The 11,715-nt window shown below is 74.2% G+C and carries 12 protein-coding genes; 10 read left to right on the forward strand and 2 right to left on the reverse strand.

Annotation, left to right across the window (positions count from 1 at the left end):
- Positions 1-102 precede the first annotated feature (102 nt).
- Positions 103-1,053 (reverse strand): FAD-dependent oxidoreductase, encoded by a 951-nt coding sequence (locus ACFZCF_RS26835; protein WP_391289356.1) that lies wholly within the window; start codon positions 1,051-1,053, stop codon positions 103-105.
- Positions 1,054-1,120: 67 nt separating this feature from the next.
- Here ACFZCF_RS26835 and ACFZCF_RS26840 point away from each other — a divergent pair, with 67 nt between their 5' ends.
- The 4 genes from ACFZCF_RS26840 to ACFZCF_RS26855 all read left to right on the forward strand — a co-directional run bounded on the left by ACFZCF_RS26840 (position 1,121) and on the right by ACFZCF_RS26855 (position 5,052).
- A complete protein-coding gene (locus ACFZCF_RS26840) occupies positions 1,121-1,708 on the forward strand; it encodes a helix-turn-helix domain-containing protein (RefSeq protein WP_391289358.1) in 588 nt (195 codons plus the stop codon).
- Positions 1,709-1,817: 109 nt separating this feature from the next.
- Entirely contained in the window at positions 1,818-2,786 is a 969-nt protein-coding gene (locus ACFZCF_RS26845) for a zinc-binding dehydrogenase (RefSeq protein WP_391289360.1), read from the forward strand.
- Positions 2,783-3,970, forward strand: a complete 1,188-nt coding sequence (locus ACFZCF_RS26850; RefSeq protein ID WP_391289361.1) for an acyl-CoA dehydrogenase family protein — start codon at positions 2,783-2,785, stop codon at positions 3,968-3,970. Before ACFZCF_RS26845 ends, ACFZCF_RS26850 begins: the two co-directional genes overlap by 4 nt.
- Complete coding sequence (locus tag ACFZCF_RS26855) at positions 3,967-5,052, forward strand: acyl-CoA dehydrogenase family protein (protein WP_391289363.1); 1,086 nt, start codon at positions 3,967-3,969, stop codon at positions 5,050-5,052. Before ACFZCF_RS26850 ends, ACFZCF_RS26855 begins: the two co-directional genes overlap by 4 nt.
- Before the next feature lie 47 nt (positions 5,053-5,099).
- Here ACFZCF_RS26855 and ACFZCF_RS26860 read toward each other — a convergent pair whose 3' ends face one another.
- Complete coding sequence (locus ACFZCF_RS26860; RefSeq protein WP_391289365.1) at positions 5,100-5,786, reverse strand: methyltransferase domain-containing protein; 687 nt, start codon at positions 5,784-5,786, stop codon at positions 5,100-5,102.
- Between the two features lie 123 nt (positions 5,787-5,909).
- Here ACFZCF_RS26860 and ACFZCF_RS26865 point away from each other — a divergent pair, with 123 nt between their 5' ends.
- The 6 genes from ACFZCF_RS26865 to ACFZCF_RS26890 all read left to right on the forward strand — a co-directional run bounded on the left by ACFZCF_RS26865 (position 5,910) and on the right by ACFZCF_RS26890 (position 11,313).
- Complete coding sequence (locus ACFZCF_RS26865) at positions 5,910-7,529, forward strand: ABC transporter substrate-binding protein (protein WP_391289367.1); 1,620 nt, start codon at positions 5,910-5,912, stop codon at positions 7,527-7,529.
- Positions 7,526-8,518: an ABC transporter permease subunit gene (locus tag ACFZCF_RS26870; RefSeq protein WP_391289369.1), complete on the forward strand. Its 993-nt coding sequence runs from the start codon at positions 7,526-7,528 to the stop codon at positions 8,516-8,518. Before ACFZCF_RS26865 ends, ACFZCF_RS26870 begins: the two co-directional genes overlap by 4 nt.
- Positions 8,511-9,347 carry an ABC transporter permease subunit gene (locus tag ACFZCF_RS26875; RefSeq protein WP_391289371.1) on the forward strand — a complete coding sequence of 279 codons (837 nt, stop codon included), beginning with the start codon at positions 8,511-8,513 and terminating at the stop codon, positions 9,345-9,347. Before ACFZCF_RS26870 ends, ACFZCF_RS26875 begins: the two co-directional genes overlap by 8 nt.
- Complete coding sequence (locus tag ACFZCF_RS26880) at positions 9,344-10,336, forward strand: ABC transporter ATP-binding protein (RefSeq protein ID WP_388448678.1); 993 nt, start codon at positions 9,344-9,346, stop codon at positions 10,334-10,336. Before ACFZCF_RS26875 ends, ACFZCF_RS26880 begins: the two co-directional genes overlap by 4 nt.
- Positions 10,329-11,000 carry an ABC transporter ATP-binding protein gene (locus ACFZCF_RS26885; protein ID WP_388448680.1) on the forward strand — a complete coding sequence of 224 codons (672 nt, stop codon included), beginning with the start codon at positions 10,329-10,331 and terminating at the stop codon, positions 10,998-11,000. Before ACFZCF_RS26880 ends, ACFZCF_RS26885 begins: the two co-directional genes overlap by 8 nt.
- A gap of 118 nt (positions 11,001-11,118) precedes the next feature.
- The gene (locus tag ACFZCF_RS26890) at positions 11,119-11,313 is read left to right on the forward strand and encodes a hypothetical protein (RefSeq protein ID WP_388448682.1); all 195 of its coding nucleotides are present in this window, start codon (positions 11,119-11,121) and stop codon (positions 11,311-11,313) included.
- Positions 11,314-11,715: the final 402 nt, after the last annotated feature.

The following is an 11,715-nucleotide window of genomic DNA, read 5'->3' on the forward strand; positions in this document are numbered from 1 at the left end:
GTCGCGCCACCCCGCCCCGGCCCGGACGCCCCCGCCGGCCGGCGCGCCACCCCGCCCCGGCCGTTGGACGCGGCCCGGGCGACCCGACGCCCCCGGTGCCACTCAGCGGACGCGTCCGTCCGCCTTCGCCGCCAGGTCGCCCATCAGCAGTTCCCCGTTGATCACCGTGCCGGCCCGGTAGCCGAGGCTCGCCGCGTTCACGACCTGCTCGGTGGGGCCGGTCACGTTCCCCGCCGCCCACACCCCCGGCACGCTCGTCCGGCCGGTCTCGTCCACCTTCACGAAGGAGCCGAAGGGGGTCTCGTACAGTTCCGCGCCGAGCTGCCGCAGTACCGCGTCGCGGGCGAGGAGCCGGGTCGCCGCCGCGAAGACGACCTCGCAGCCGACCGACCCGCCGTCGGCGAGGCGGACCCCGGTCAGCCGGTCGTCCGCCACGACGATCCCCTCGACCGCTCCCGGCACGGTCCGCACCCCCGCCGCGTCGAGCAGCCGGGCGTCCTGCTCCGTGAGCGCGGCGCCGTTCAGGAAGAGGGTGACGTCGGGGGACCAGTGGGAGACGACCAGCGCCTGGTGGGCGGGCATGGCCGGGTGGGCGATGACCCCGAAGGGCCGGTCGCGGACCTCCCAGCCGTGGCAGTACGGGCAGTGGAGCACGTCCCTGCCCCACCGCCCGGCCAGCCCCTCGATCTCCGGCAGCTCGTCGACGAGACCGGTCGCGACGACCAGGCGCCGGGCCGACAGCGCGGTGCCGTCGGCGAGCGTCAGGGAGAAGCCGTCACCGTCCGGGACCGCGGCCGTGACCTCTCCGGGCCGGACCTCGACCCCGTACGCGCGCAGTTCGTCGCGGCCGGCGGCCAGGAACTCCGCCGGGCTCATCCCGTCCCGGGACAGATAGCCCTGCATGTGCGCGCTGGGCGCGTTGCGCGGCTCGCCCGCGTCGACGACCAGGGTGCGGCGCCGCGACCGGCCGAGGACCAGCGCGGCGCTCAGCCCGGCCGCCCCGCCGCCGACCACCACGACCTCGTAGCTGTTGTCATCCAGGAGTGCGTTCATGCCGCGAGAGTGACGCCGAAACCGGAATGGCGGCAAGGAAACTTGCCGTTCCTGCAACACTGGACGCATGCCCGAAGACGACCGCATCGACGCCGTGCTCACCGAGGTCGGCCCCCGGCTGCGCCGGGTCCGCCGCGACCGGGGGGTGACGCTGGCCGAGCTCTCCGCCGCCACCGGCATCTCCGTGTCCACCCTCTCCCGTCTGGAGTCCGGGCAGCGCAAGCCCAGCCTCGAACTCCTCCTGCCGCTCGCCCGTGCCCACCAGGTGCCGCTCGACGAGCTGGTCGGCGCCCCGCCGGTCGGCGACCCGCGGGTGCGGGCCCGCCCCATCGTCCGGCACGGCCGCACCATGTACCCGCTCACCCGCCAGCCCGGCGGCCTCCAGGCGTACAAGGTGGTCCAGGAGAAGGCCTCGGAGCAGCCGGACCCGCGGGTCCACGAGGGGTACGAGTGGCTGTACGTGCTCTCCGGGCGGCTCCGGCTCGTGCTGGGGGAGCACGACGTGGTGCTGAACGCGGGCGAGGCCGCCGAGTTCGACACCCGGGTGCCGCACTGGTTCGGGCCGACCGCCGACGGGCCGGTGGAGTTCCTCAGCCTGTACGGACCCCAGGGCGAGCGGATGCACGTACGGGCGCGGCCGAAGAAGTCCGGCTGACGCCCGCTGCGGCCGGTGCGCGCCACGAAGTCCGGCCGAGTGGTTCCCCTCGGAGCAAGCGACCGCTTAGTATGCGACCGACCGCACGGTACGGACGGAGGCTCGACGGATGCAGGCATGGCGAGTGCACGAGAACGGCGAACCCGGCGCGGTGATGCGCCGCGAGGAGGTGGACGCCCCCGAGCCCGGCCCCGGCCAGGTCCTCCTCAAGGTCCGCGCCGCCAACGTCAACTTCCCCGACGCGCTGCTCTGCCGCGGCCACTACCAGGTCCGCCCGCCCCTGCCCTTCACCCCCGGCGTCGAGCTCTGCGGCGAGACCCCGGAAGGGCGCCGGGTCATCGCCACCGCCGCCCTCCCGCACGGCGGCTTCGCCGACCACGCCCTCGCCGACGCCGCCACCCTCCTTCCGGCCCCCGACGCCCTCGACGACGCCGAGGCCGCCGCCCTCCACATCGGCTACCAGACCGGCTGGTTCGGCCTCCACCGCCGCGCCGCCCTCCGGGCCGGCGAGACCCTCCTCGTGCACGCCGCGGCCGGCGGCGTCGGCAGCGCCGCCGTCCAGCTCGGCAAGGCCGCCGGCGCCACCGTCATCGGCGTGGTCGGCGGCCCCGACAAGGCCGCCGTCGCCCGCGCCCTCGGCTGCGACGTCGTCATCGACCGCCACGCCGAGGACGTCGTCGCCGCCGTCAAGGCCGCCACCGGCGGCCGCGGCGCCGACGTCATCTACGACCCCGTCGGCGGCGACGCCTACCTGCAGTCCGCCAAATGCGTCGCCTTCGAGGGCCGGATCGTCGTCGTCGGCTTCGCCAGCGGCACCATCCCCACCCCCGCCCTCAACCACGCCCTGGTGAAGAACTACTCGATCCTGGGCCTCCACTGGGGCCTCTACGCCCGCCTCGACCCGGCCGCCGTGCTCCAGTGCCACGACACCCTCACCGCCCTCGCCGCCAAGGGGACCGTCAAGCCGCTCGTCGCCGAACGCGTCCCCTTCGCCGGCGCCGCCGACGCCGTCCAGCGCGTCGCCGACGGCACCACCACCGGCCGCCTGGTCGTCCTCCCGGAAGGAGCCCGCGCATGACCGACGCCGCCGAACTCAAGGCGCGCACCCGGGCGTTGCTCGCCGAGCACCCGCCCGCCGAGACCGACCGGCTCGACTTCCTCCGCGCCCGCTTCGACGCCGGCCTCGCCTGGGTGCACTACCCCGTCGGCCTCGGCGGACTCGACGCCCCCCGCGCCCTCCAGGCCGTCGTCGACGCCGAACTCGCCGCCGCCGGGGCCCCCGACAACGACCCCCGCCGCATCGGCATCGGCCTCGGCATGGCCGCCCCCACCCTCCTCGCGTACGGATCCGACGAGATCAGGTCGCGCTTCCTCAAGCCCCTGTGGACCGGCGAGGAGGTCTGGTGCCAGCTCTTCAGCGAGCCCGGCGCCGGCTCCGACCTCGCCGCCCTCGGCACCCGCGCCGTCAGGGACGAGGCCACCGGCGACTGGATCGTCGACGGCCAGAAGGTGTGGACCTCCAGCGCCCACACCGCCCGCTGGGCCATCCTCATCGCCCGCACCGACCCCGACCTGCCCAAGCACCGCGGCATCACCTACTTCGTCTGCGACATGACCGACCCCGGCGTCGAGGTCAGGCCGCTGCGCCAGATCACCGGCGAGGCCGAGTTCAACGAGGTCTTCCTCACCGGCGTCCGCATCCCCGACGCCCACCGCCTCGGCGAACCCGGCGACGGCTGGCGGGTCGCCCAGACCACCCTCATGAACGAACGGGTCTCCATCGGCGGCTCCCGCATCCCCCGCGAGGGCGGCATGATCGGCAAGGCCGCCGGCGTCTGGCGCGACCGCCCCGAACTGCGCACCCACGCCCTCCACCGCCGCCTCCTCGACCTCTGGGTCGACGCCGAGGTCGCCCGCCTCACCGGCGAACGGCTGCGCCAGCAGCTCGTCGCCGGCCAGCCCGGCCCCGAGGGCAGCGCCATGAAGCTGGGCTTCGCCCGCCTCAACCAGGCCATCAGCGGCCTGGAGGTCGAACTCCTCGCCGACGAAGGACTGCTGTACGGGGACTGGACGATGGTCCGGCCCGATCACGTCGACTTCACCGGCCGCGACGCGGGCTACCGCTACCTGCGCTCCAAGGGCAACTCCATCGAGGGCGGGACGACCGAGGTGCTCCTCAACATCGTCGCCGAACGCGTCCTCGGCCTGCCGCCCGAGCCCCGCAACGACAAGGACGTCCCCTGGAAGGACCTCGCCCGATGACCCGACAGCCGGACCTGCTCTACTCCGACACCGAGGACGACCTGCGGGCCGCCGTCCGCTCCCTGCTCGCCGACCGGGCGGACACCCGAACCGTCCTCGGCCGCGTCGAGGAGCCGAGCCCGTACGTCCCGGGCCTCTGGGAGGCCCTCGCGAGCGGCATCGGCGCCGCGGGACTCCTCGTCCCGGAGAAGCTCGGCGGCCAGGGCGCGAGCCACCGCGAGGCGGCCGTCGTCCTGGAGGAGCTCGGCCGGGCCGTCACCCCGGCCCCGTACCTCACCGGTTCGGTGGTGGCGACCGAGACGCTGCTCGCCCTCGCCGCCGACGGCGGCCCGGCGGCCGACCTGCTCGCCGCGCTGGCGAGCGGCGAACGCGTCGCCGTCCTCGCGCTGCCGTTCTCCACCGCGCCGCGGCAGCGGACCGAACCCGCACACCGCGTCCCCGCCGTCGCCGACGCCCTCGCCGCCGACGTCCTCCTCGTCCCGCGCCCCGACGGCCTCTACGCCGTCGACGCCGCGGACGCCGTCCTCACCCCCCGGTCCTCGCTCGACCTGACCCGGCCGCTCGCCGCCGTCGACACCCACGACGCCGAGGGCGTCCGCCTCGCGGGCACCGAGGAGGGGCGCGCCGCCGTCGGCCGGGGGCTGCTCGCGGGCGCCGGTCTGCTCGCCTCCGAGCAGCTGGGCCTCGCCGAGTGGTGCCTGGAGGAGACCGTCCGCCACACCAAGGAGCGGTACCAGTTCAACCGGCCGATCGGCTCCTTCCAGGCGCTCAAGCACCGCATGGCCCACCTCTGGCTGGACCTCGTCGGTGCCCGGGCGGCGGCCCGCGCCGCCGCCGACGCCCTCGCCACCGGCGCGCCCGACGCCGAACTGACGGTGGCCGTCGCCCAGGCGTACTGCTCCGGCGTCGCCGTCCGCGCGGCAGAGGAGTGCGTCCAGCTGCACGGCGGCATCGGCATGACCTGGGAGCACCCGGCCCACCTGGCCCTCAAGCGCGCCAAGGCCGACCAGCTCGCCCTCGGCTCCGCCGGACACCACCAGGACGTCGTCGCCGCCCTGGCGGACCTCCCCGCCCCGGCCTGACCCGCCACCGCGCGGCCGGGGACCCACGGGCCCCCGGCCGCCGCGCCTCACCCACCGGCACCCGTCCCGCGGCGCGCGTAACAGAACAGGTGCTCCTCGGGCTCGCCGCCCTCCACCTCGGGCGTGAAGACCGACAGCTCGTGGTGGAGCACCTCCAGACCGCCCTCGTCCCGCAGCAGCCCCAGGTACGCCTCGGCCGAGAAGCTGGAGACCCGGGCGCGCCGCCCCATCCAGGTGATCTCCAGGCCCTCGACGTCCGCAGGGACCGTCGCCGACACCAGCAGTCCGCCCGGCACCAGCCACGAGGCCATCCGGCGCACCGCCAGGGCCTGGTCCTTCCGGTCCATCATCAGCAGCGGGAAGAAGGCGCACACGGCGTCGTAGCCTCCCTCCGGAGGGGTGTGGTCCCGCACGTCCACCCGCTCGAACCGCGCCCCGGGCACCTGCTCCCTGGCCACCTCGACCATCGTCCGGGAGACGTCGATCCCGGTCACCTCGTGCCCCGCGGCGGCGAGCAGCGCGGCGACCGGCCGTCCCGTACCGCTGCCGACGTCCAGCACGCGGGCCCCGGCCGGCAGCCGCCCGATCAGCCACTCGACCGCCGCGAGCTGCGCGGGCAGCCGCCCGAACGCCCGCTCGTAGTCGAGCCCCACCCCGTCGAACAGCTCCGCGGCCCCCAGGACGGCCTCCGCCCCGCCCGGACCCGCCGCCCCGTCCTCGTACCCGTCGCCCATGGTCTGCTCCCGTGTCGTCGATGTCCGGGGCGGCCTACCCCACCCGGCGCTCCGCCGCACCCATGCGGTTTAATTGCGAGCTGTTCGCAATAACAGTTGATCTTCAAAAGGGGTGTGGGCACGATGGCCGCCCGAACCGTCCGCCGCGCGACCGCCGCGACCGTCACCGGGGCCCTCGCCCTGGCCACCGCGGCCTGCACGAACCCCGGCACCGAGACCACCGGCCCCACCGGCCTCAAGGACTCCGCCGTCGTCGGCATCGCCTACGAGCCCGACACCCTCAGCCCCCTCCTCGGCTACGGCAAGGACGGCAACTCCAAGATCTTCGACGGCCTCCTCGCCTTCGACGCCGACATGAAGCTCAAGCCGGCCCTCGCCCGCGAGCTCCCGCACATCAGCGACGGCGGCCGCACCTACACCTACACCCTCCGCGACGACGTCACCTTCAGCGACGGCACCCCCTTCACCGCCAAGGACGTCGTCTTCACCTACCGGACGATCCTCGACCCGAAGACCAACAACCCCTCCCGCACCGAACTCGACGCCCTCGACAGCGTCGAGGCCGTCGGCGACGACACCGTGGTCTTCCACCTCAAGTACCCCTACGCGCCCTTCGCCGAGCGCACCGTCCACGCCATCGCCCCCGAACACGTCGCCGCGAAGCAGGACGTCAACACCGGCGCCTTCACCACCCACCCCATAGGCACCGGCCCCTACGTCCTCACCGGCTGGTCCAAGGGCGAGAAGCTCACCTTCAAGGCCAACCCCACGTACTGGAACGGCGCCCCCGCGGTGAAGAAGTTCACCATGGCGATCATCAAGGACGACGACGTCCGCGCCACCCGCCTCCGCGCCGGCGACCTCGACGGCGCCATCCTCCCGCCCAACCTCGCCGCCGGCTTCGCCGACGACAAGACCAAGCGGACCTACACCGCCAAGACCTACGACTACCGCACCGTCACCCTCCCCACCCACAACCCCGTCGCCGGCGACACCGCCGTCCGCCGCGCCCTCGACATCGCCGTCGACCGCCAGACCATGGTCGACAAGATCCTCGAAGGCGCCGGCAAGCCCGCCTACGGCCCCGTCCCCACCGCCAGCCCCTGGTTCGCCCAGGGCACCGAACGCCGCCACGACCTCGCCGGCGCCCAGAAGATCCTCGACGAGGCCGGCTGGAAGCCCGGCCCCGACGGCGTCCGCACCAAGAACGGCGTCCGCGCCTCCTTCCCGCTCTGGTACCTCTCCGGCGACAAGCTCCGCCAGGACCACGCCCTCGCCTACGCCTCCGACGCCCGCAAGGCCGGCATCGAGATCAAGACCCAGGCCGGCACCTGGGAGGTCATCGAACCCCGCATGAAGACCGACGCCGTCCTCGCCGGCGGCGGCTCCCCCGGCGACCCCGACTTCGACCAGTACCTCCTGCTCAAGTCCACCCTCGCCGGCGACGGCTTCAACAACATGGCCCGGTACGCCGACGACACCGTCGACCGCGCCCTCGAAGCCGGCCGCCGCACGAACGACCAGGCCGAGCGCAAGGCCGCGTACGACACCGTCCAGCGCCGACTCGTCGAGAACCCCGGCTACACCTTCCTCACCCACATCGACCACCTCTACGTCGTGAACGACGCCTGGGACGGCCTCGGCACCCAGGTCGAACCCCACGACCACGGCCTCGCCGCCGGCCCCTGGTGGAACGTCGAGACCTGGAAGCCCAAGAAGAACACCGGAGACACGAACAAGTGAGCCGCCGCCTCCCCTGGGGGGCCATGGCCCGGATGACGGGACGGCGCGCCCTCGCCGCCGTCCCCGTCCTCCTCGGCGTCACCCTCGCCGTCTTCGCGGTCGCCGAAGCCTCCCCCTTCGACCCCGTCAAGGCCTACGCGGGCACCGCGGGCCTCACCGCCTCACAGGACAACCTCGACCAGCTCCGCCACAACCTCGGCGTCGACCAGCCGCTCCTCACCCGCTGGTGGGAATGGCTCGGCTCCGCCGTCACCGGCGACCTCGGCGACTCCTCCGTCATGCGCCGCCCCGTCGCCGACGTCATCACCGAACGCCTCGGCTGGTCCGTCCTCCTCGCCGCCACCGCCTTCGCCGTCGCCATCGCCCTCGGCACCCTGCTCGGCGTCCTCGCCGGCCGCCGCCGCGGCGGCCTCCTCGACCGCACCGTCAGCGCCCTCGCCTACACCCTGGAAGCCGCCCCCGCCTTCTGGCTCGGCCTCCTCGCCATCTGGTTCTTCTCCCTCGAACTCGGCGTCCTCCCCGCCGGCGGCCTCACCGACACCGCCAGCGACACCGTCACCCCCGACCAGGTCGCCCGCCACCTCGTCCTCCCCGCCCTCGTCCTCGGCCTCACCCAGCTGCCCTGGTTCTTCCTCTACGTCCGCCAGGGCGTCGGCGACGCCCTCGACGAGGACCCCGTCCGCGGCGCCCGCGCCCGCGGCCTCGCCGAACGCACCGTCCTCACCGGCCACGCCCTGCGCTCCGGCATGCTCCCGATGCTCACCCTCATCGGCTCCCGCGTCCCCGAGATCATCACCGGAGCCCTCCTCGTGGAGACCGTCTTCAGCTGGCCCGGCATCGCCGCCGCCACCGTCCAGGCCGCCACCGCCGTCGACTTCCCGCTGCTCGCCGCACTCACCGTGCTCGCCACCGCGGCCGTCCTCCTCGGCAACCTCCTCTCCGACCTCCTCTACGGCCTCGCCGACCCGAGGGTGGGCTTCGATGGCTGACCCCCGCACCCACCGCCTGCGCCTCTGGACCTCCGCCACCGTCGTCGGCGCCGTCGCCCTCGCCGTCCTCCTCGTCCCCCCGCTCGTCCACCTCGACGAACAGGCCGTCGACCTCTCCCGGAAACTCCTCCCGCCCTCCTGGGACCACCCCTTCGGCACCGACGACGTCGGCCGCGACCTCCTCCTCCGCTGCGTCTACGGCCTGCGGATCTCCCTCCTCGTCGGCCTCGTCGCCGCCCTCGTCGCCACCGTCCTCGGCACCGCCGTCGGCGCGACCGCCGGCGCCCTCGGCGGCTGGACCGACCGCACCCTCATGCGGCTCGTCGACGCCTTCTCCTCCGTGCCGCACCTGCTCCTCGGCATCTTCGTCGTCGCCCTCTTCCGCCCCGGCGTCTGGCCCGTCATCGCCTCCGTCGCCGTCACCCACTGGCTCTCCACCGCCCGCATCGTCCGTTCCGAGGTCCTCTCCCTCCGGACCCGCCCCCACATCGAGGCCGCGATCTCCGGCGGCGCCTCCCGCCGCCGCGTCGCCACCCGCCACCTGCTCCCCGCCGTCCTCCCGCAGGCCGGCCTCGCCGCCGTCCTGATGGTCCCGCACGCCATGTGGCACGAGTCCGCCCTCTCCTTCCTCGGCCTCGGCCTCCCCAGCCACCAGGCCAGCCTCGGCAACCTCGTCCAGTCCGCCCGCTCCTCCCTCCTCGCCGGCGACTGGTGGCCCACCCTCTTCCCCGGCCTCTTCCTCATCGTCCCCACCCTCGCCATCGCCGGCCTCGCCGGCGTCTGGCGCGACCGCCTCAACCCCCGCCGCCGATCGGAGCTGATGCTGTGAACGCCCGCGTCGCGCGCGCCCTCGACGCCGTCACCGCCGAACGCGCCGAGGACGCCCTCCTCAGCGTCCGCGGCCTCACCGTCCGCTTCCGCCTGCGCGGCGGCCGCACGGTCGCCGCCGTCACCGACGCCGACTTCGACCTCGCACCGGGGGAGTGCCTCGCCCTCGTCGGCGAATCCGGCTGCGGCAAGTCCGTCCTCGCCTCCGCCCTCCTCGGCCTCCTCCCCGCCAACGCCGAGACCAGCGGTACGGCCCTCATCGCCGGCACCGACCTCCTCACCGCCGACGAGAAGACCCTCGCCCGCTCCGTACGCGGCCGACGCATCGGCCTCGTCCCGCAGAGCCCCGCCGCCCACCTCACCCCGGTCCGCACCGTCCGGGCGCACCTGGAGGAGACCGTCCGGGCCCTCACCGACACCCCGCGCCCCGGCCGCCGCAAAGCCGCCGAGGACGCCGCCGCGCGCGCCGCCTTCCCCGCCACCCACCTCGACTCCTACCCCCACGAGCTCTCCGGCGGCCTCGCGCAGCGCGCCGCCACCGCCCTCGCCCTCATCGGCGACGCCCCCCTCCTCCTCGCCGACGAACCCACCACCGGCCTCGACCGCGACCTCGTCGAACGCACCGCCGACGAGCTCCGCCGCCACGCCGACGACGGCCGCGGCCTCCTCCTCATCACCCACGACCTCACCGCCGCCGCCCGCATCGCCGACCGCGTCGCCGTCATGTACGCCGGCCGCATCGTCGAGCTTGCCCCCTCCCACCGCTTCTTCGGCACCACCGGCCCCGACCACCCCTACGCCCGCGGCCTCCTCGACGCCCTCCCCGACCGCGCCTTCACCCCCATCCCCGGCATGCCCCCGGAACTCTCCGACCTCCCCGAGGGCTGCGCCTTCGCCCCGCGCTGCCCGCGCGCCACCGACCTCTGCGCCACCGTCCCGGCCCTCCGCGCCGGGGTGGCCTGCCACCACCCGGAGCGCTCCCGTGCTTGAACTCGACTCCGTCACCGCCGGATACGAGCCCCGCAGGCCGGTCTTCCGCGACGCCTCCCTCACCATCGCCCCCGGCGAGTCCGTCGGCCTCCTCGGCCCCAGCGGCTGCGGCAAGTCCACCCTCGCCCGCGTGGCCGCCCTCCTCCACCGCCCCGACGCCGGCCGCCTCGTCCTCGACGGCACCGAGGTCACCGCCTGGCGCCACCGCGCCCCCCGCGAGCGGCGCACCGCCGTCGGCGTCGTCTTCCAGCAGCCCCGCACCGCCGCCGACCCCCGGCTCACCCTCGCCGACCTGATCGCCGAGCCCCTGCGCGCCACCGGGCGCAAGGCCGAGGCCACCGCCCGCGTCGCCGAGCTCGCCCCCGCCGTCGGCCTCACCCCCGAACTCCTCACCCGCCGCCCCCACGCCGTCAGCGACGGCCAGCTCCAGCGCGCCTGCCTCGCCCGCGCCCTCACCCTGCGCCCCCGATGGCTGGTCTGCGACGAGATGACCGCGATGCTCGACGCCTCCACCACGGCCGCCCTCGTCGCCGCCGTCGAGACCTACCGCGAGGAGACCGGCGCCGGCCTCCTCGCCGTCGGCCACGACCGCGTCCTCCTGAACCGCTGGTGCGACCGGACCGTCGAGTGGACGGACTGCCTGCCGCAGCCCGGCGCCGCATGATCCTTTCGCCTCTCACCCGGTTGGCCGCCCCGTCGTTCCGCCGGACGGATCGCCCATTCCGCCACACTGTCCGCCGAACGCCGCAATTCCGGTGCGGCAGAAGAAGGACGTGAGAGCGATGGCCGTTTCCGTTTCCGTCGTGGTGCTGCTCGTCGTACTGGCCGTGGTCTTCATGCGCAGCGGAGGCCTCAAGGTCACCCACGCCGTGGTCTGCGCCCTGCTCGGCTTCTTCCTGGCCGGCACGAGCATGGCCCCCACCATCCAGAACGGGGTGGCCGCCACGGCCGAGGTCGTCTCCAGCCTCCGTCCGTGATCACCGGCGAGCCCCCTCCGACCTGCGGGGTTGACACGGCTTCGTCCGATGCGTAATGTTCTTCGGGCTGTCCGACGTGAGCACCGACTCCGGTCGGCCCCGGACGGCCATTCCGCAAGAACCAACACCGAGCCTGACGACCGTCATCCGTCGTGTCGTACTGCTTTCCGTTCGTTTTTGCGAAATGAGGATCCGAAACCCTCGATTCGCATCGGGGGCGGGGAATCCGCTAAAGTCTCACTCGTCGGAACGGCCCGAAAGGCCGGAAAGGCAATCCCCTCCGACGGGGAATCGGACACCGAAAGGGTCTGATAGAGTCGGAAACGAAGGAAGCGCCCGGAGGGCCTGGAGACAGGAACGAAGGAAGCGTCCGCACCTTGAGAACTCAACAGCGTGCCAAAA

The organism is Streptomyces sp. NPDC007945, from assembly GCF_042958885.1.
Classification (GTDB): domain Bacteria; phylum Actinomycetota; class Actinomycetes; order Streptomycetales; family Streptomycetaceae; genus Streptomyces.

Excerpts from the sequence above, each read along its gene's own strand:
- ACFZCF_RS26835 (WP_391289356.1), bottom strand. The coding sequence starts at position 1,053 with ATGAACGCACTCCTGGATGACAACAGCTACGAGGTCGTGGTGGTCGGC.
- ACFZCF_RS26840 (WP_391289358.1), top strand. The coding sequence starts at position 1,121 with ATGCCCGAAGACGACCGCATCGACGCCGTGCTCACCGAGGTCGGCCCC.
- ACFZCF_RS26845 (WP_391289360.1), top strand. The coding sequence starts at position 1,818 with ATGCAGGCATGGCGAGTGCACGAGAACGGCGAACCCGGCGCGGTGATG.
- ACFZCF_RS26850 (WP_391289361.1), top strand. The coding sequence starts at position 2,783 with ATGACCGACGCCGCCGAACTCAAGGCGCGCACCCGGGCGTTGCTCGCC.
- ACFZCF_RS26855 (WP_391289363.1), top strand. The coding sequence starts at position 3,967 with ATGACCCGACAGCCGGACCTGCTCTACTCCGACACCGAGGACGACCTG.
- ACFZCF_RS26860 (WP_391289365.1), bottom strand. The coding sequence starts at position 5,786 with ATGGGCGACGGGTACGAGGACGGGGCGGCGGGTCCGGGCGGGGCGGAG.
- ACFZCF_RS26865 (WP_391289367.1), top strand. The coding sequence starts at position 5,910 with ATGGCCGCCCGAACCGTCCGCCGCGCGACCGCCGCGACCGTCACCGGG.
- ACFZCF_RS26875 (WP_391289371.1), top strand. The coding sequence starts at position 8,511 with ATGGCTGACCCCCGCACCCACCGCCTGCGCCTCTGGACCTCCGCCACC.
- ACFZCF_RS26890 (WP_388448682.1), top strand. The coding sequence starts at position 11,119 with ATGGCCGTTTCCGTTTCCGTCGTGGTGCTGCTCGTCGTACTGGCCGTG.